The organism is Pseudomonas sp. JAI111 (genome assembly GCF_024809425.1).
GTDB lineage: Bacteria > Pseudomonadota > Gammaproteobacteria > Pseudomonadales > Pseudomonadaceae > Aquipseudomonas.
The window spans coordinates 534349-553712 of the sequence record NZ_JANUCB010000001.1 but is presented as its reverse complement, the minus strand read 5'-3'; the positions used below and the strand labels follow the sequence as shown (position 1 = coordinate 553712).

At 56.3% G+C, this 19364-nt stretch carries 17 protein-coding genes; 14 read left to right on the top strand and 3 right to left on the bottom strand.

The features are described from left to right. Positions 1 to 184: 184 nt before the first annotated feature. From HNR03_RS02705 to HNR03_RS02670, 8 genes are all read left to right on the top strand, one after another. Positions 185 to 622, top strand: a complete 438-nt coding sequence (locus HNR03_RS02705) for a low molecular weight phosphotyrosine protein phosphatase (protein WP_222585481.1) — start codon at positions 185 to 187, stop codon at positions 620 to 622. A gap of 44 nt (positions 623 to 666) precedes the next feature. Continuing rightward, a complete protein-coding gene (locus tag HNR03_RS02700; protein ID WP_259150515.1) occupies positions 667 to 2895 on the top strand; it encodes a polysaccharide biosynthesis tyrosine autokinase in 2229 nt (742 codons plus the stop codon). 101 nt (positions 2896 to 2996) lie between these two features. Next, the gene (locus tag HNR03_RS02695; protein ID WP_310504326.1) at positions 2997 to 4079 is read left to right on the top strand and encodes a glycosyltransferase; all 1083 of its coding nucleotides are present in this window, start codon (positions 2997 to 2999) and stop codon (positions 4077 to 4079) included. 15 nt (positions 4080 to 4094) lie between these two features. Continuing rightward, the gene (locus tag HNR03_RS02690; protein ID WP_259152071.1) at positions 4095 to 5207 is read left to right on the top strand and encodes a polysaccharide pyruvyl transferase family protein; all 1113 of its coding nucleotides are present in this window, start codon (positions 4095 to 4097) and stop codon (positions 5205 to 5207) included. Continuing rightward, a complete protein-coding gene (locus HNR03_RS02685; protein WP_259150513.1) occupies positions 5204 to 6424 on the top strand; it encodes a polysaccharide biosynthesis C-terminal domain-containing protein in 1221 nt (406 codons plus the stop codon). The genes HNR03_RS02690 and HNR03_RS02685 overlap by 4 nt, the downstream gene beginning before the upstream one ends. Continuing rightward, positions 6424 to 7527, top strand: coding sequence for a hypothetical protein (locus HNR03_RS02680; protein ID WP_259150512.1), 1104 nt, complete (start codon positions 6424 to 6426; stop codon positions 7525 to 7527). The genes HNR03_RS02685 and HNR03_RS02680 overlap by 1 nt, the downstream gene beginning before the upstream one ends. Positions 7528 to 7539: 12 nt before the next feature. Beyond that, a complete protein-coding gene (locus HNR03_RS02675; protein WP_259150511.1) occupies positions 7540 to 8577 on the top strand; it encodes an acyltransferase family protein in 1038 nt (345 codons plus the stop codon). Positions 8578 to 8615: 38 nt separating this feature from the next. Then, complete coding sequence (locus HNR03_RS02670) at positions 8616 to 9761, top strand: SGNH/GDSL hydrolase family protein (protein ID WP_259150509.1); 1146 nt, start codon at positions 8616 to 8618, stop codon at positions 9759 to 9761. 3 nt (positions 9762 to 9764) lie between these two features. Here the strand turns inward: HNR03_RS02670 and HNR03_RS02665 are convergent, their stop codons facing one another. Then, positions 9765 to 10130: a mannose-1-phosphate guanylyltransferase gene (locus HNR03_RS02665; protein ID WP_259150507.1), complete on the bottom strand. Its 366-nt coding sequence runs from the start codon at positions 10128 to 10130 to the stop codon at positions 9765 to 9767. 54 nt (positions 10131 to 10184) lie between these two features. After that, the gene (gene galU, locus HNR03_RS02660) at positions 10185 to 11018 is read right to left on the bottom strand and encodes a UTP--glucose-1-phosphate uridylyltransferase GalU (protein ID WP_222585489.1); all 834 of its coding nucleotides are present in this window, start codon (positions 11016 to 11018) and stop codon (positions 10185 to 10187) included. 310 nt (positions 11019 to 11328) lie between these two features. Between galU and galE the strand changes: the two genes are divergently transcribed. From galE to HNR03_RS02630, 6 genes are all read left to right on the top strand, one after another. Further along, positions 11329 to 12351 (top strand): UDP-glucose 4-epimerase GalE, encoded by a 1023-nt coding sequence (gene galE, locus HNR03_RS02655; protein ID WP_259150506.1) that lies wholly within the window; start codon positions 11329 to 11331, stop codon positions 12349 to 12351. A gap of 136 nt (positions 12352 to 12487) precedes the next feature. Beyond that, positions 12488 to 12730 carry a hypothetical protein gene (locus tag HNR03_RS02650; RefSeq protein ID WP_259150505.1) on the top strand — a complete coding sequence of 81 codons (243 nt, stop codon included), beginning with the start codon at positions 12488 to 12490 and terminating at the stop codon, positions 12728 to 12730. Positions 12731 to 12870: 140 nt separating this feature from the next. Next, positions 12871 to 13926 (top strand): polysaccharide biosynthesis/export family protein, encoded by a 1056-nt coding sequence (locus tag HNR03_RS02645; protein ID WP_259150504.1) that lies wholly within the window; start codon positions 12871 to 12873, stop codon positions 13924 to 13926. Between the two features lie 14 nt (positions 13927 to 13940). Further along, the gene (locus HNR03_RS02640) at positions 13941 to 14606 is read left to right on the top strand and encodes a YjbF family lipoprotein (protein ID WP_259150503.1); all 666 of its coding nucleotides are present in this window, start codon (positions 13941 to 13943) and stop codon (positions 14604 to 14606) included. Continuing rightward, positions 14603 to 15370 carry a capsule biosynthesis GfcC family protein gene (locus HNR03_RS02635; RefSeq protein WP_259150501.1) on the top strand — a complete coding sequence of 256 codons (768 nt, stop codon included), beginning with the start codon at positions 14603 to 14605 and terminating at the stop codon, positions 15368 to 15370. Before HNR03_RS02640 ends, HNR03_RS02635 begins: the two co-directional genes overlap by 4 nt. Next, positions 15367 to 17445 carry a YjbH domain-containing protein gene (locus HNR03_RS02630; RefSeq protein WP_259150500.1) on the top strand — a complete coding sequence of 693 codons (2079 nt, stop codon included), beginning with the start codon at positions 15367 to 15369 and terminating at the stop codon, positions 17443 to 17445. Before HNR03_RS02635 ends, HNR03_RS02630 begins: the two co-directional genes overlap by 4 nt. Positions 17446 to 17712: 267 nt before the next feature. On the opposite strand, the gene HNR03_RS02625 is transcribed toward HNR03_RS02630, so the two are convergent. Then, positions 17713 to 19107: an undecaprenyl-phosphate glucose phosphotransferase gene (locus HNR03_RS02625; protein WP_222585496.1), complete on the bottom strand. Its 1395-nt coding sequence runs from the start codon at positions 19105 to 19107 to the stop codon at positions 17713 to 17715. Positions 19108 to 19364: the final 257 nt, after the last annotated feature.

The window sequence follows — 19364 nt, the reverse complement described above, 5'->3', positions numbered from 1 at the left end:
ATGGCGGACATGCAGTTGTTATTTTTGGTCCGGTTATTCTGGTTGGGCGTTTTTTAGGGGGCGTGGTATTTAATACACTTGTAATTTCATGATGGATCCAGCGCTGAATGCGGGACGATCTTATGGGTTCACTCAACTCCCGCTGCACATTGGCCGATTCGACACTACAACGGGAAGAGTAGCCTTGTTTAAAAAAATTCTTGTCGTTTGCGTAGGCAATATTTGCCGAAGCCCCACAGCCGAAATGTTGCTGCGCAATGCGCTGGAACCTTCAATTTCAGTGACCTCTGCGGGCCTTGGCGCGCGGGTGGGCGAGTCTATGGAGCCCGATGCACTTTCGGTACTGGAAGAACATGGACGCGCTGCGCCGAACTTCAAAGCACGGCAGATAACAGCGGCCATCGTTAATGAATCAGACCTTATTCTGGTCATGGAAAAAGAGCATGTAAAACGCGTGCTCGATATTGCATCACATGCCAGAGGCAAAGTGTTTCTGCTGGGGAAGTGGCAGCGTGAGCGCGAAATAAAGGATCCGTATCGTCAGGGAAAAGCTGCTTTTGTCCATGCCCATGCATTGATTGAAGAGGCTGTTTGCTCATGGGCGCAGCGCCTCGGACGTTGATGGATGATTTTCAGATTAGCAATATTGGTAAAAGAATAGACCTTATGCAGTTACCGTCAGTAATCAGCACCCGGGATAAAGATAGAGACGAGATTGATCTTCTCGGTTTACTCGGCACATTGATTGACCATAAATGGTTAATAGGTGCTATCACCGGTGCGTTCATGGTGACCGGTGCCGCGTATTCGGTTTTATCGCCGCCCGTGTATCTGGCGAACGCCCTGGTACAGGTCGAGCCGAAAAAGAATGACATGCTGGGCTTCTCGGATATCAGCAGCATGCTTGGCGGGCAATCGCCGGCGGCTACCGAGATTGGCATCATCAAGTCCCGCGCGGTCATTGGTAAAACGGTCGATGATCTGCGCCTGGATATTGTGGTCACGCCCAACACTTTTCCCGTGATTGGCGGCTTTCTGGCGCGTCGTTATAAAAGTGCTGCTGATCAACCGGTGTCACCTGCACGCTTTGGGTTGAGCAGTTTTGCCTGGGGCGGTGAGCGCCTTGAAATCGAACGGCTCAAACTGCCCGATGAGTTGCTGGGCAAGAAGCTGATGCTGATTGCCGGTGAGCAAAACCGATTCCAGCTGTTTGATGACAACGGCGGTTTGTTAGTCAGCGGTACCGCAGGCGTTGCCGCTGCAGAGAACGGCGTCGAGGTGCTCGTAACGGGTATGGCCGCCAACCCGGGGACGAAATTCGAGGTGGTGCGCAATTCACGTATCGTCACCATTCAAAGTTACCAGGACGCGCTGGATGTCTCCGAGCAAGGCAAGGAGTCGGGCATCATCAGCCTCGCCCTGGCCAGCACCGACTACGCCCTGGCGGTGAAGATACTCAACAAGATATCGACCCTGTATGTGCAGCAGAACGTGCAACGCACATCTGCCGAGGCGGCGCAGAGCCTGGACTTCCTGCAGGCACAGCTTCCTCAAGTCAAAGACGATCTGGTCAAAGCCAGCAACGCGCTCAACAGCTATCAGACTCGCGGCAATACCGTGAATATCTCTCTGGAGACCAAGTCTGTCCTGGAGCAGATTGTGGTGCTGGATACGCGCCTCTCGGATTTAAAGCTGCAGCAAGCCGACCTGGATCGTAAATTCACCCGCGAGCACCCGGCTTACCGCGCCTTGATGGCTCAGATGGGCGATTTGAACAGCCAGCGCCGTGGACTGGAGAAGAAGGTTCAGGATCTGCCGGCGACACAGCAAGAGTTGTTGAACCTCACCCGTGATGTCGAAGTGGCGACGCAGATCTACACCCAACTTCTGAACAAATCCCAGGAGCTGGACATCGTGAGGGCCGGTGCAGTCGGCAATGCGCGGCTCATTGATACGGCGGATGTCGACATCACCACCCCGGTCAAACCACGTAAAGTCCTGATCGTGCTTATAGCGACTTTTCTGGGAGCGTTTGTCGGCGTCGCCCTGGTGTTAGTACGCAAATCGCTAAGTCGCGGACTTGAAGGGCCCGAAGCCATCGAGCAACTTGGGCTGCCTGTTTACGCCTCTATTCCGTACAGCGCGTTGCAGCAGGAAGAGGACACCAAGAAACTCCGGCTGGCCGACGGTAGTGCTAATCAAGGCTTTCTATTGGCGCTGCGTAACCCCACCGATTTGTCCATCGAATCGATACGCAGCCTGCGAACCTGTTTGCATTTTGCGGGGCTGGACGCGACCAACAATCGCATCATGATTTCCGGCCCGAGCCCTCAGGTCGGCAAGACATTTGTCTCCTCTAACCTCGCCGCCGTCATGGCTCAAAGCGGGCAGCGGGTCATCCTGATCGATGCCGATATGCGTAAAGGTCATTTGCACAAGACGCTGGCGACCCCGATCAACAATGGCTTGTCGGACCTGTTGGTTAAACGCTGCAGTCTGGACCAGGCGATCAATAAGCTGGAGGTCGAAAACCTGCACTTCATCAGTCGTGGCCAAGTACCGCCGAATCCTTCGGAACTGCTGATGCATGCCAACTTTCGAGAGCTGATGGCGGAACTCAGCGAACGCTACGACGTGGTCATCATCGACACTCCGCCGCTCTTGGCTGTCACTGATGCGGCCATTGTCGGACGTGAAGCCGCCATCAATCTGATCGTGACGCGTTTTGGCGTCAACCCGGCCAAAGAAATCGAATTGACCATACGCCGGTTTGCTCAAAACGGCATCGAGTTGAAGGGCGCCATTTTCAATGGCGTCGAGAAACGGGCGTCCAGTTATTACGGTAATAGCAGTTACGGCTATTACAACTATGAATACGCCTCTGACAAGGCGTGACGCGACTTCTATCTGCCAGGTAATTGACCGAGCGTGGGGTGAAACATACCCACGCTCAGCGCTTTATCGCCTGCGACTACGATCATGGAGATGGGTAGATTGTGAAAAAAATACTGCACGTGGCCGAAACGATTAAGGGCGGAGTGGCAACAGTCATTCGTACGATATCGACGCCGCCCGAGGGTGACGCTCGTCAATACGAGTTGGTGTATCTGATCCCGTTCGATCAGAAAAAAGAACTGCACGGTATTGATGAAAAAGACATCAGGACCTTCTCCAGGAACAAGCGGGATGTGATCTCCCTCCTGCGGTTTGCCTGGCAACTGATCTGGGTGATCTTCAAGGAAAAGCCTGATGTCGTGCACCTGCACAGCACATTCTCCGGGGTCATTGGCCGGTGTGTCTGTCTGGTCATGCGCCCATGGCGTGCACCCAAAATCATCTACTGCCCACATGCATTTTCTTTTTTGATGGAGAGCTCTCCGGTCAAACAGAAAGTGTATTCGCTGGTCGAGCGGCTTTTGCAGAAAGTCACCGACGTCATTATTTGTGTCAGCCAGTACGAAATGGATAAGGCAGCTTCGTTCGGTATCGACCGGCACCGGATGAAGCTGATCTACAACGGTATTCATTACAAAAGCGATGAGAACAAGTCTGGCGAAAGCACGGACATTCAGCTGTTGTTCGTGGGGCGACTCGACTATCAGAAAGGCTTCGATGTGCTGCTCAAGGCGTTTGCTGAAGTCGAGCGAACGGACTTGCGGCTTACGGTCGTGGGCAGTGCTGTCAATGAAGAGTCCGTCGAATGCCCGGCGATCGACGCTGTGGAATACCTGCCTTGGGTAACGCCTGCTGAAGTCAACGAGCTGTATAAAACCGCCGATGCCCTGATTGTTCCCAGTCGTTGGGAAGGCTTTGCCATGGTGCCGCTTGAAGGCATGGCCATGGGCGTGCCGGTGATTGCCAGTGACTGCACTTCGCTGCCTGAGCTGGTGACGGACAACATCACCGGCTACTTGTTTTCGACGGGCGATTACCAGGCGCTGGCCAACATTCTACTGAACATCAAAAAGCAAAAATTGTTCGAGCTCGGGACCGAAAGCCGCAAGAAAGTGCGCGAGCGGTTCAGTGCGACCTTGATGATTCAGCAAACCTACGACGTGTATTCCGCTCAAACCTATTAAGTAGAAATCAAGATGATGAACGTAACTATTTTGCATGGCTACAGTGCGTCCAACTCGGGCGATGGCCTTCTCGTTGATTTGGCAATCGCCTTGGTGCTGCGAAATTTCGGGCCTGACACTTTAATCAACGTAGTTGCGTCGGACCCCAAATCATTCAGTTATCTTCCCTATAAGCGGTATGACGCGCCTGTCATGGCGGCTAAAGGATTTGGCCGGGTCAAGGAAGCGCTGTTTCTCAACCAGTCTTACACCGCGCTGGCTGATCTTTTGAGCACCTGTGATTTGATTGTCGGGGTCGGCGGTGGGTACATGCGCTCCAAAAGCGCCTTTGAACATATCAAGCTGAAACTGGGGCATGCCAAGCAACTCGAGACGGCCATCTTGAGCAAGGTGCCGTCGGTTTACCTGCCGCAGAGTATCGGTCCGTTCCATGGCCAGAGCAGCAAGATCGTAGAGCACTACGCCAGCGCCGATGCAGTGTTTGTCCGCGACAACCGTTCTTCAGCCATTTTCGCGGCCCATGAAAACGTGTATCGCGCGCCGGATCTGGCGGTCCAGGCGTTGGCCAAGAAGATCCTGCTGCAACCCAAGTTCACCCGCTGTGCAGCGTCGCCGGCCGTGGTTTGCGTGGTGTTACGCAAACCGCCGCAATGGAGCAAAGACAAGAAAGTCGGCTACGTGGCCAATCTGAAACTTCTTCTGCAGCGATTGCGGGCCAAGAGCAAAGTGGTGTGCGCCGTACAAAGCGCCGTGCGCGGCAACGATGACGGGGCGTTTTATCGTGAACTCGGTATCACCGAGGATCTGCTGCCGTTGAAGGCGACACTGGCCAAGTATCAGCCCGACCTGGTCATTTCCGTAAGACTGCACGGCGCCATCGAGTCGCTGCTGGCCGGCGTACCGGCGTTCCATATCAGCTATGAGCGCAAAGGCTTTGGAGCCTATGAAGACATGGGCGTGGAAGACTGGGTGATCAACGGCGCAGACATCAACGTCGACACCATCATCGACACTGTCTATGCGCCGAATGCGCTGAGCCGATTCGGCAAAAGACTCACGGACACCTGTAAGGAAATCGAAGCTAAAACGCTGCAGATGGACACTATCATCAAAGGGATTGTTCGATGATATTCCGGCTGTTGCTGCGGGGCGGCGCACTCGGTGCCAAGTTTTTGCTGGTGTTGGCCATTACTCATTATCTGGGCTACGACGCATTGGGTTTTTACGGCGTCGTGGTGGCGGCCTCACTGATAGCCTCGAAGTTTTACAGCGTCGGGTTCAGTTCCGAGATCAACCGGCTGATCAGCGTCGGCGGCAGTTCGCGAGGTGTCGTCGACAAGGTGCTGATCTTGTACCTGGCGGTGGGTCTGTTGTTGTCGGTGGTGACGGTCACGCTTTACTCGCTGATCAGCAATGTCGAAGCGAGTGCCGCGTTGATCGCTTGCGTGACGCTGCTGTTGCTCACCGAGCATCTGTCGTTCGAAATCAATTCGTTTGTCTTTTCCGCACAAAAAGCCAACTGGGGCGCGTTGCTGTTCTTCATAAAAACCGGGCTCTGGGCGCTCATTGCTGTCGGCGGACTCATGACGGGCGTCGTGTCTTCCATCGCCAGCGTGCTGTGGTTGTGGGTAGTCACCAACGTGCTGGTGATCCTGGCCGGCTACTTCATTGTGGTTAACGTTCACCGGGAGCGGGAGGTCAGTACCGTCACCACGGTGTCCGTCTGGAAAGCCGGGCTGCCTTTTTATCTGGGCGGCGGCTTGATCGCGTTGAGCCAATACGCCGAGCGCTTTCTTATTCTGGACATCGAGCCCTACGCCAGCCTCGGCAAGTACGTGTATTCCTGGTCCGCCGCCAATACCCTGCAAGCGCTGTCCTACGCTGTTGTTGCTGTCGTCGGCATTCCCGTACTCGCCAAGCGCTACAAGAATAATCCACAGGCGCTGACGGTTCGGCAGCTGTTCCTGAATCAGTGGGTGCTGCGTTCGTTGGTGGTTTCCGCCGCTGTGGCGGTGGCGATCTACGCCTTTTTCAACATCCTGCTGGATTATGTCGATGTAGCTGTTCCGCGCCCGGACAACAGGATTTTAGCGGTCCTGATTTTTTCGTTTGCGCTTCGTGCCATTGGCGACATCGTTTGGGGAGGCCTTATCGCTTCGAAGAACAGTCGAGTGTCATTGGCCAGTGCGGCGATCTGCCTGGTGATTTCGCTGCCCGTCAGCTACGTGCTGATCAAGCACTATTCAATCTATGGCGCGGCGTGGGGCAATGTCTTTTCGATTACGGTGCAACTGGTCGTTATTGCGTTGTTGACTCGGTTTGCCCGGACGAAGGGGACTGTGTAATGGCGTTATCCCTGCCTTCCATCGAGTTTCGCGGCAGAAAACTGGATTCGTCCATTTCCTTCCTGATTCTGTTTTGCGGTCTTTTCCTGTCCATTGCGATGCCGCTGTTGATGCACCGCGATCCGGGTCCTGATGCGATGACTTTGTGGACGTCCTACGCTCGCTCGGACAACTGCAACTTCTGGAATCCGTTTTCGCCAGACCGTTCTTCCTACGAATGTTCCGCGTACCTGTTGCGACCCACCGGGATCAACCTGGACAACGCGTGGGCCTACGGCATGTTGTGCAACTTGTTCCTGACGTCTATTCCGATCTTCATCTTCAGAAGAATACCGCTGACGATCTTTCTGACCCTGTGCCTGTGGGGCGTGGTCAGGTCGTTCTTTCTGGATAACCTGACCAAGGAAATCATTGTTTCTGTGGCGGTCATCGCCATCCTGTTTTTTTCCTTTTCGAAGCGATACCGGGCGGGCTTTTTTCTTTCTGCGCTGTTCTATGGCGTGCTGATTCGGCCCTACTGGATATTGTTTTCGCTGGTCTGGGTCGGTGTGTGCGTGATGAAGAAGCGTGTATCGCGCTTCAGCTTTTTCGTGATGTTGTTCATGTTCTATCTGGTGATTGCCACTGCGATTCAACTGCTGGTCGGTTATTCGGTGTCGTCGATTCGCGCCAGTAACAACGAACAGCGCACTCTCGGGGAGGAGGGCTCGAAGTCATTGATTGTGTCGTGGCTCAGCGGCGGTGACTTCGTTTCCCAGGCCGTGGACTCGATGAGCATTTTCTTCAGGCTGTCGTTCCCGGTGGAGTTGATCCTGTTGTCTGGCCTGGGCCAGATCATCTTTGTCGTGCTGATGATGATGACCTCGTTGTTGATCTTCAAAATGATGACGGCGAGTCACTTCAAGGGCTCGATCATCGAACCGAAAGTCAAAGAGCTGATTGCGATCCCTCTGTCGTTCTTATTGGTGCAGGGCTTGTTCGAGCCTGACTTTGGCTCGTTCGCACGACATTTCTCCATGGTGGTGCCGGTGCTCTTTCTGGGGCTGGGGCTGCAGTTACGCGCAAGAAACCCCGGGCCGGTTGAATCACGGGTCTTGAACTGAGGTTTGGGCTGTATGCAAAGCAAGAAGAAGTCGCTGGAAATAGAAACCCTCAGAGGCCTGGCGTGTTTGCTGCTGGTGCTCTATCACGTGATCGGGCCGTTGGGCGGTGGATTGAAAATAGACCTGGGGTCGCCGTTTCGAGTGCTGGCTGATTCGATGGTGTACGTCCGGATGCCGCTGTTTACCTTCATATCGGGCTACATCTATTCCATCTACAAAATCAGGGGCAATGACTTTTCCGCTTACTGCATAGGCAAGGTAAGACGGTTGATCGTGCCGTTGTTTTTTGTCGGTGTGCCATTTTCGGTGTTGCAGGCTGTCGCGCCGGGTGTGAACAAGGACGTCGGTTTAATCCAGGCGTTGTTGTCGTTTTATCTGCCGGTCAACCATTTTTGGTTCTTGCAGGCGGTGTTCATCATTTTCATGTTTGTCGGTTTTCTGCAGTGGCGTGGTCTGTTGCAAACGATGACGCGGCTGTACCTGTTGTTTTTGTTTTCAGCGGTGGCGTTCTTGTTGCCGCCTTTCGCGATCGATGCGTTTGGCATTAATGGCGCGTTCTATTTGCTGCCGTTTTTCGTCACGGGGATGATCTGCCACGAGAAGGTCGCGGTGATAAAGCAATCGCTCAAAGTGATCGGGCCGGTGGTGTTTGTGTTGATCTCCATCGCATTGCTCTACATTGCTGCGGTGGACCGCGAACTGATCGTCGATCGCAGAAGCCTTGTCGGATTGCTTGTCGGCTGCGCGTCCTGCGTGGCGCTGCTGTCGAGTGACATGCGTTCAAAAGCGCTGATCTGGCTGGGCGGATACTCTTACGCGATCTTCCTGTTTCACGTGTTGTTTGCAGCCAGTTCACGGTTCGCGTTCGGTCGTCTGGGCATTACCGACGACAGCGTCCTGGTTATCGGTGGTGTGCTCTGCGGACTATTGGGGCCGGTGCTGTTGTCGAACGTGTTCAGTCGTTTCGCCCTGACGTCCGTGCTGTTTCTGGGTGAGCGCGCGAGCGGCAAAAAGACGCCAACACCCGAGCTGAAAGTGTCTCAATCCTGAGCAGCATTCAGCGGGTGATTTGATAGAGGAATGAGCCAATGGCCTATGTCGATGATGTGCGTCCCGTGCCAGCTCCGGTTGTCGAGGTGCGCAGTTCAAGTGAACGGCTTGCCGGGCTGGGCAAGGGCAAAGCGGGGGAGGTGCTGGACATCTCGGTGATTGGCGACAGCTACAGCGCCGGGCAGGACTTTTATCTGAACAACCTGACTCAGCGCCTGGCCAAGAATTTCGGTTTCGCCGGACCCGGTTATGTCGGGTTCAACCATGGCGCTGCGCTCGGCGGTACCAACGTCAAATACACCCGCAGCAGCGAGAAGTACTTCAGTGGTGATTGGGACGTTTCCAGGCTTGGCCAGGCGAGCCCGGACAGCCGTACCGTGACCGGCCAGGTGGGGGCGTGGCTTGAGGTGGATTCCAGTCAAACGGCCGTCATCGATACCTCCATTGCCCAGGCCAGATTGCTCTATCTGGGCGACGGCAAAACCAATGAGTTGCGCTATCGGTGGGCACCTTCAGACCCGTGGCAGGCATTGACGATGGCGGGCTCCGGGGTTCAGGAAGTGCAATTGAGCGTCCCCGCCAGTGCTGATTGGGCGTTAAGGCTCGAAGTGGTGAAGGGGGCGCCGACGTTGTTCGGTTTGTGGCTGGCCAATAACCGTGGAGGCGTCAGGGTCTCCAAACTCGCCGCTTCCGGCGCCGCTTCCGCTGACTTTTATAAAGACGACAGCCAGTGGCAAACCCAGTGGAAGGCAGTCGTTTCAAAGATACCGGCGGACGTTTACTTGATTATGTTGGGGGGTAACGATCAGGGGTTCGGCGTGAAGCCCCAGGACTATCTGGAGAACATCAAAGGGCTGGTGCGGATGATTCGCGAGATCCATCCGGCGGCGAGCATCAACGTGATTCTGCGTCAGGACACCACGCGATCCAGTGCCTATCCGATGTCGGATTATGCCCGGGTGCTGGAACCCTGGGCGCGTTCGCAAACCATCACGTATTTGAGTTTGCAGTGTGCATTCGGTCCGGACTTTAAACGCTATGCCAGCGACGGGCCGACCCCGATGATCGGCCCGGACAAGATACATCCCATCCCCGGTTCGGGCGGCCGGCTGATCGCCGATCATCTTTATCGACTGATCGTCGGTGGGCTCGAGGAGCAGGGCTGCGCTGGCGGTTTGAAATAATCGTCACCGCTCAAAATGCTCCAGATGACCGAGCAGCTCTGCGGTTTTCAGCGGCATCAGATCCGCATCGCAGCGCGTTTCAATCGTGATCACGACAACCGGGTCGCTGTCGTGGGGACGAACCCGGAATCGCCAGTCGTTGAATATCATTTTAAGTCCGTTGTGCTCCTCGATATCCAGCGCCTGGTGAACGTACAGGCTCTTGAGGTGAGCGAGCAGGGGAAGCAGCTCCTTGACCGGGCGAAGGAGATCGCCCGACGAGGGAAACACCCCGATGCGCTCCACCAGCAGGCTGGTGCCCAGCCAGGCCATCACTGCGAAGTTGCTCGCCTTCGGTTTGATGTCTGCCGAGCGTTTTGCGGTGGTCATAGTGGCCTGCCTCGATGAATGGGTTTGATGGCGGATGCGCAGGGTCAACAGTGCTTAAAGGCCGTTGAGATACAACTGCTCATAGCAAAAATTGGTCGCGTCGATATAGCCTTCCGCACCACCGCAATCAAAGCGCAGGCCCTTGAATTTGTAGGCCAGCACGCAGCCATTTTGTGCCTGCTTCATCAGTGCGTCGGTGATCTGGATTTCGCCGCCCTTGCCAGGTTGCGTGTCGGCGATCAGGTCGAAGATGTCCGGGGTCAGGATGTAGCGGCCGATGATTGCCAGGTTGGACGGCGCATCCTCAGGGGCCGGTTTCTCGACCATGCTGTTGACCCGGTAGATCCCTTCGGAAATCAGTTCGCCGGCAATGACGCCGTACTTGTGCGTCTGGTCATGGGGGACTTCTTGAATGGCCACGATCGAGCAGCGGAATTTTTTGTAGAGCTGGATCATCTGCGCCAGGACGCCGTCGCCTTGCAGGTTCAGGCACAAGTCGTCTGCCAGCACCACGGCAAAGGGTTCATCGCCGATCAAGGGGCGACCGCTGAGAATCGCATGCCCCAGGCCTTTCATTTCGACCTGGCGGGTATAGGCGAAGGTGCAGGTTTCAATCAACTCACGGGTGCCGGCCAGAAACTTTTCTTTTTCGGTACCGCGAATCTGGTGTTCCAGCTCGTAGCTGATATCGAAATGGTCTTCCAGTGCCCGTTTGCCCCGGCCAGTCACAATGGCCATGTGTTGCAAACCGGCATCTCGTGCTTCTTCAACCGCGTATTGAATTAAAGGCTTGTTGACGATCGGCAGCATTTCCTTTGGCATTGCTTTGGTAGCAGGCAAGAAGCGCGTGCCATAGCCGGCGGCGGGGAACAAGCATTTACGAATCATAGATATATCCTGGAAAGTCATTGTTCACAGAACGCGAAAGACGGGACTGTGAATATCGATGTATTACAGCGTTTGCACTTTAATACCCCAGCAGTGGTTTCATGGCAATTAGTGGCACACTTGTAACTTTGGAAATGTTATTAGTTGTCGGGTCTGTGCGGTTTTAGTTAGTTTTAGTCGGTGTCTGTTAATAGTGTTAATTAGGCCGAGATGCTAATAAGTAGTGGGCGTCACTGTGTGATATGTGCCGGGAGTTATAGGCCTGGCAGCGGACAGTTGAACACTTAAATACCCCACTATGGACCGCTCTATGAAGATTCTGGTAACGGGTGGAACCGGTTATATCGGTTCTCACACCACACTTGCGCTGCTTGAAGCGGGCTTCGAAGTGGTCGTGCTGGACAACCTGTGCAACAGCTCTGACGCCGCGCTGCATGCGGTAGAAGCCATCTGCGGAAAATCCGCGTTAATGATTCACGGGGACGTGTGCGACAGGCCCTTGCTGGACCGGATTTTTCAGCAACATTCCATTGATGCCGTCCTGCATTTCGCCGGCCTCAAGGCCGTCGGCGAGAGCGTGCGCAAGCCGCTTGAGTATTACGAATCCAACGTCTGCGGGAGCATTACGCTGTGCCAGGCGATGGCCGCGGCCGGCGTATTCCGGCTGGTGTTCAGCTCATCGGCCACGGTGTATGGCGCGCCGGAACAGATGCCGATTCGCGAGGATTTCCCCACGGGCACGCCCACCAATCCTTACGGGCAATCCAAGCTGATCATCGAAAACGTGTTGCGTGACCTGTGCGCAGCAGAGCCGAAATGGAGCATCGCGCTGTTGCGTTACTTCAATCCGATCGGCGCTCACCCCAGTGGGCATATGGGTGAAGATCCCAGCGGGATTCCCAATAACCTGGTGCCTTACATCAGTCAGGTCGCCGTCGGCAGTCTGCAGGAGCTTTCGATATTCGGCGACGATTACCCCACGGTCGATGGCACCGGTGTGCGCGACTACATTCATGTGGTGGACCTGGCGGACGGGCATCTCAAGGCACTGCAATCGATCTCGACGCGCAGCGGAATCAATGTCTGGAACCTCGGCACCGGCGACGGTTACAGCGTGCTGCAGGTGGTTCGGGCATTCGAGCAGGCGTCGGGGCGGCCAGTCCCTTATCGCGTGATGCCGCGCCGCTCGGGCGATATCGCCGAGTGTTGGGCTGATTCCTCAAAGGCGCAGAAGGAACTCGGTTGGAAGGCCACGCGCAGTTTGCAGGAAATGATGACGGACACCTGGCGCTGGCAATCGAAGCATCCCCGGGGATACCTCGATCAAGGCTGATGGGCGTGGGTTTAACGGGGGTGTTTTTCACTCGATTGTTATATCTGGCGGCGATGTTAATTAAGGTCGGGAAAATTGACTGGAAACAGTGCCCGCAAGTCCGTAGATATAAAGAACACGCCGGAAGGAGTTTGATATGAAAAAGATGATGTTATGTGCCTTGTTGTCCATGACGAGCGGCTGGGCACTCGCCGCGGAAGAGGCACTCACACTGGACACCAAAGTTGTGGGTGAGGTGACGGCTGGCCAAGCGGCGGTGGCCAGCACCGCATTGGTGGCCGGTGCAGTGGCCGCGTCCAACAGCGGCGGAAGTTCCAATGGCGGAACTGGCAGCACCGGGACAACGGGCACTACCGGGACGACCGGCACAAGTAACTGATAAATATCGCAGGTGTCATTCAAGATTGCCCGGCTAACACTGGGCGATCTTGTTTTGGGTTTGCCCTTGAATAGCGTAGTGCCATTATGATTCGTAGTGTTCCATTTTTAATGCTGGCAAGTATTGCTTTGCAAGGTTGTATGTTTTCGCCGGGACAACATCTGAGCACCAGCGAGATTACGCGCGAAGGCGCCAGCGAAAGCAGTCGGGTCGAGCTTATTCCGATTACCCCCAAGCTCATTGCCATGGACAGGGCCACGCAGAAACACGAGTCCTTGCCCGCTGAGTTGTTGAGCCCGCCCGACGAATACCGCATCGGTAACAACGATGTCTTGTACATCACGGTGTGGGACCACCCTGAACTGACCGCACCCTCGGGGGCGCAACAGCAAATCGATGCCAACGGCCGTCTGGTTCGTTCCGACGGCACGCTCTATTACCCCTACATCAAGGAAGTCCAGGCCGCCGGCAAGACCGTCCAGCAACTGCGATCCGATATCGCCGAGAAGTTGTCGACCTTCATCTCGGACCCGCAAGTGGATGTCGCGGTGTTGCGCTTTGCCAGTCAGAAAGTGGTGGTCTCGGGCGCCGTATTGAAAGCCGGCCCGCAAGCGATTTCGACCAATGCGCTCAATGTGGTCGAAGCCTTGGGCTCGGCCGGCATCGATCCGGTGAATGCCGACTTGTCGGGGCTGCTATTGACGCGCAACGGGCGGGTGTACCCGCTCAATCTGGATGCGCTCAGCCAACAGAATGCCGAGCTGCAAAAGGTCTACCTCAAGGGCGGCGATCAGTTGTACCTGCCGTACAACGACAGCAAAAAGATCTACGTGATGGGCGAGGTCAATCAGCCGCGCGCGCTGACGTTCAAGACCCGCACGATGAATCTGTCTGACGTCATCGGCTCGGTCGGCGGCCTGAACCAGACCACGTCGAACGGCAATGCCGTGTACGTCATCCGGGGCGTGGAAAACCTCGATACAGAACCCGCAAAAATCTATCAGCTGCAAGCCGAGTCGCCGTCCGCCATGGCGCTCGCCACTCACTTCGATGTTCGCCCGCAAGACATTGTCTACGTGGGCCCTGCCAACGTCACCCGCTGGAACCGCTTCATCAGTCAGTTGGTGCCATCTGCCTCGATTCTCGGTATGGGCGCAGCGGCACAAAACAATTTAAGTGAAGCCAATAGCAGATAAGGCCTGGTCCCACTGTGAGAACGTTGAACGTTAGCGTCTGCTTGATGGCGGCCTTGCTGTTGTGTGGATGTAATCCCCTGATGAAGGCCACGATGGCGAACTTCAAAGCCGTGGCCAGCGGTCCGGATGATCTGGAATTGACCCCGGCCCAGGTGGCCGCGGTTCGATACCCCCAACTCAAACTGACCACCCCGTCCGGCATCGGGGTGTTGGCGATGGTGCGTGCCCGAGGTGACTTGCAGTACTGGGTCGCGTCCGGCAAGCAAGTGCTGATGCTGCGCGATGGACTGGCGGTTCGCACTGTCGGTCTGGGCTTCGGTGGTGATCTGGACGGGACCCGTTTTGACGCGGTTTCGCCGTTCAGGCAAGGCCTTCATCGGCTGCCCGACGGTTACACCAGCCAGCGCTGGATCGATCTCTATCACGGCTACGAAGTGGGGGTTGCGGTAAACAGTCGCTTCACCCGGCAAGCCATGGAAACCATCAGGATTCTGGACAAGGAATACGCTGTGCTGCGTGTCGATGAGCAGATTGATGCGCCGGCGATTGGCCTGCGCGCGACCAATCATTTTTGGGTCGATCCCGATAGCGGTTTCATCCTGCAAAGTGAGCAGCAGCTGACGACGCAACTGCGGGTGAAGATCGTGCAGTTGACCGCTGAACGCGGGGCGGTCCGTTGAAACTTTCAAAGGTGTTGTGCACGTGTCTGTTGTGGGGCGCGGCGGGTGTGAGTCAGGCGGCAGTCATTGTTGATGGCGACGTCGGCCATCCGGGGGCGGTCGAGCTGCAACCCGGTGGCCGCGCGCTGGACGTGATGCGCATCGCGCGGCCCAACCCCGAAAGCTACTGGCTGGCGGCTGCCTGGCTGCGACGTTCGTTGCTCGAAGAGCAGACCCGGCTCAAAGCCGGCGTCTTGTTCGATTTGAAAGTGCTGCAGCGCACGGCATTGCTCTTTGATCGCCCCAGCCGCGCGGCACTGGCGCTGCAGATGTACGAGCACGTCATTCGCTTGCCGGTGACCGGGCGTCAGGTGGCCGTGCTGGATCCGGTCGCGGTCGAAGTCGGGTTCGCGCGCAACTTTCGCCTCGATGATGGCGACAGCCTGATCTACCCGATGCGCTCGGATGTGGTTGACGTGTTAGGCGCGGTCGCTGAACCGTGTCGGCTCGCCTATCGGCCGATGCAAGAGGCTCGTGATTACCTGCAAGCGTGTTCGCCGCTGAGCGACGACGCCGAAGCTGATTACCTGTGGATCATTCAGCCCGATGGCGTCACCCGACGAGTCGGTATCGCGCCGTGGAATCGCGAAAGCGGTCAGGTGCCTGCCGCGGGCAGCAAGATCCTGGTCCCCGTCAAAAATGATGATCTCAATCCGCCTATACCTGAACTGAATCAGCAGTTGGCCGAATTTCTTGCCACGCAACTGGCTGAGGTGGTTCCTTGAATTTACGTTTTGCAGCAGTGTTGTTATTGCCGTGTGGTCTGGCTCACGCAGAGCCGCGATTGACTCAGAGTGATTTCGGCGGCGTGGGCTTGATGCAAACGCCGACCGCCCGAATGGCGCCGGCCGGCGAGTTGAGTGTGAACGCCAGTCGGACCAGCCCCTACAGTCGCTACAGCGTTTCATTGCAGCCGTTTGAATGGCTGGAAGGCTCGTTTCGCTACACCGCCATCACCAATCGCAGGTACGGTCCCGAATCGTTGAGTGGCGACCAGAGTTACAAAGACAAGGCCGTGGATCTCAAGGTACGCCTGTGGCAAGAAACCCACTGGGCACCTGATGTGGCCCTGGGTTTTCGCGACGTGGGCGGCACCGGTCTGTTCTCCAGCGAGTTCCTGGTCGCCAACAAACGCTATGACGACTTCGATTTCAGCGCGGGCATTGCCTGGGGCTACATTGGCAATCGAGGCGATTTCGAAAACCCGCTGGGTTGGGCGGACGATCGCTTCAAGACCCGGCCGCAGGGCGAGGGCACCGGTGACGTCAATACCAGCGCTTATTTCCGTGGACGTCCCTCGTTGTTTGGTGGCGTGACCTACCAGACTCCCTGGGAGCCGCTCAGCCTGAAACTCGAGTACGAAGGCAACGACTATAAAAACGAACCGAAGGACAACGTGATCAAGCAAGACTCGCCCATCAACCTGGGCGCGGTGTTCAAGCTGACCGATTCGGTTGATCTGAGCGCTGGCTGGGAACGCGGCAATACCGCGATGTTCGGCATCACCCTGCACACCAACTTCGTCAGCCGCAAAGCGCCGGCCAAGACTTACGATCCGCCGGCGGAGCGTCTGCCGGCACACGCACCCAACATTGCGCCGGACCAGGTCAATTGGGCCAACGTGTCGCAACGATTGCAGAAAAACGCCGGCTACAAAGTCGAGCGCATTAGCCAGCGCGGCTCAGAGTTGTTTGTGTATGGCGAGCAGTCAAATTATTTCCATTCGGCAAAAGCGGTCGGCCGCGCCAGCCGGATTCTGGACAACAGCGTCAACGACGACATCGACTGGTTCACCCTGGTGAACAAGCGCTACGACATGCCGCTGGAAGAAACCAGCGTGCCGCGTGAGACCTTTCGCGAAGTGGTCAACAACGAGGAACCACTGCAAACCCTGCATCGCAGCACCGAGGTCAATGCGGCGATGCCACACACCGAGACCACGCTCTATACCGCAGCGCGTGATCCGTTCAACTACGGGGTCGGGCTGGGCTACAAACAGAACGTCGGTGGCCCTGATGGTTTGCTCTATCAGTTGAGTGCCGATGCGGACGCCGAGTATCGTTTCACGCGCAACACGTGGTGGAGCGGCATGCTCAGTGCCAATCTGGCGAACAACTACGACCACTTCACCTACGACGCGCCAAGCGGTTTGCCACGGGTGCGCACCGACCTGCGCAAGTACCTGACGACGTCGGACGTCACCATGCCGACGTTTCAACTCAGCCACGCCGAACAGCTTGATAAAGACCTGTTTGGCATGGTCTACGGCGGTTATCTGGAATCGATGTTCGCCGGCGTTGGCGGTGAGGTGCTGTTCCGTCCGACGGGCCAGCGCTGGTCGGTGGGCGCGGACCTGAACTACGTGCGTCAGCGCGAGTTCAACCAGGGCTTTGGCCTGCGTGATTACTCGACCGTGACAGGTCACATCACCGGCTACACCGATTTGCCTTTCGATACCCAGGCAGCCGTCAGCGTTGGACGTTACCTGGCGCGGGATTGGGGCACCACGATCGACCTGTCGCGGGAGTTTTCCAATGGCGTGCGATTCGGTGCCTGGGCCACGTTGACCACTGCCACCACCGCAGAATACGGCGAAGGCAGTTTCGATAAAGGCATCTACCTCTCGATTCCTTTCGACGAACTCATGAGCATGTCGACCATGCGCCGCGCCAATATCGTCTGGTCGCCACTGACCCGGGACGGTGGCGCGCGGCTCAATCGCAGCTACTGGCTACACTCCATGACCGATAGCCGTGACAGCGACATGTTCTACCGCAACTTCGACAAGATCACCGAGTGACAGCGAGCGGGCTACAGGGCAATCAGCGCTGTAGCTCGCGATGCGATCGACCGTAAGGGCCATGCTCTGACGGTCGTACGCTGAAGCCTCTTCTGTGCAGCGTTCGCTGCGTTATCCGACCCACTGAAACCCGTAAGCCAGATCCCCCGGCGATGGTCCTGTCACGCCCGGTCAATGGCCTTGATAGGTCGGCAAAGCCTGATAGACGCCCACGAAAAAGGGGACTTGCGTCCCCTTGTCATTCTGAAGTGCCCGGCCACTAAGCCATCAATAGATGTCTTTGGAGAGCAGGGTGAACGGTGTCTTCACCAGGATCTTCAGGTCCAGCCACAACGACCAGTTGTTGATGTACTTGAGGTCGATTTCCACGCGTTTCTGCATCTTGTCGAGGGTGTCGGTCTCGCCACGGCATCCGTTGATTTGGGCCAGGCCGGTAATCCCCGGTTTGATTCGGTGACGGGCCATGTAGGCGAGAATTTTTCCGGAGTAGTAATCGTTGTGCGCAACCGCGTGCGGACGTGGGCCCACCAGTGCCATATGCCCTTGCAGCACGTTGAACAGTTGCGGCAACTCATCCAGCGACGTGCGGCGGATAAACCGCCCAACCGCGGTGATCCGCGAATCGTTTCGACTGGCCTGTTTGACTTCATGGTCGTCGTGCACGCGCATCGAGCGAAATTTCCAGACCTGGATCACCTTGCCATTCCAGCCGTGACGATCCTGTTTGAAGAACACCGGCCCTGGAGAGTTGAGTTTCACAGCCAGGGCAATCAGCAACAGCAGGGGGCTGAGCAGGACAATGGCCAACAGCGCCACGCTCTTTTCCAGCAGGCTTTTACTCAGTGCGGCGGTGGGCTGGCTGGTCAACGGGCTTTCGTTCAAGTAGATCGCCGGCAAACCGTCCACGACCCGCACCGAGTGATTGAGCAGCGTCAGGCTGTTCAAGTCTGGCACCCAGACCACATCGACATTGGCCCCCAGCAGATCGATGTACATGGCTTCGATCTTTGCCGCTTCGCTCAGGGGCAGCGTGATGTACAAACGGCGGATGTCGTGGGCTTTGATCAACTCCAGCAGTTGCTCCTGAGGACCGACGATACGCGGCGCCCCCAAGCCCAGCGGAACCGTGGTGTCCGTGCTGACCAAACCCACCAGCGGAAAGTGCTCAAGGCTGCGCAGCTTTCTGGCGAGCCCCAATGCCAACTCGCCTGTGCCGACGATCAGGGTTTTATGCTCGCTCTGAAGTGACCGTTGATAGTATTGCGCGAATCCATGCAGCGGCACGTACAGCAGAGCTTGCCCAAGGTAGCCGACGGCCGCCCATACCAGGATGATCTGGCGCGAAAACAGCTCATCAGCCTTGCAGATAAACGCCACGCAGGCCAATGCCGCGAGTGTCATCGACCAGCCCATCAGCAAACGTCCCAAACCCGCCAGGTAGTTGTCCTTCTTGGCATAGACGCCACACCATGTATAAGCGGGCACCGAGGCCAATACCGTCAGAATGGCGCAGACTCGATAATAGAACTCCAGTGTTCCGGTCTGGTTATAAACTAATAAAAACAACAGGGCCGTTACATAGCCCTGACCCAATGCCCACTGTCCCCAGAAGGTCAGTCCTTTGAGGTGGGTATTTCGATTGATACGAAGATTGTTAACCATGCGATATCCCCAAAATACGTCCATTTGCGCGTCGACAGACAACAGCCAAAGTTGATGAGTAAGCGTTATTGTTTTTATAAGATGGCGTCGCATTGACGATCGAAACGCCACTGTGCGGCGCGCTCGTCAGTGAATAGATTAATTGATCGATCTGAAAGCAGTCTGACGACTTTTAACGGGTCGCTAGTTGCTGTTTCGTTAGATTGAATGGGAAGTGTTAGAAATGGTCGACAATAAAGGAGCTGGCGCAGCGCAGC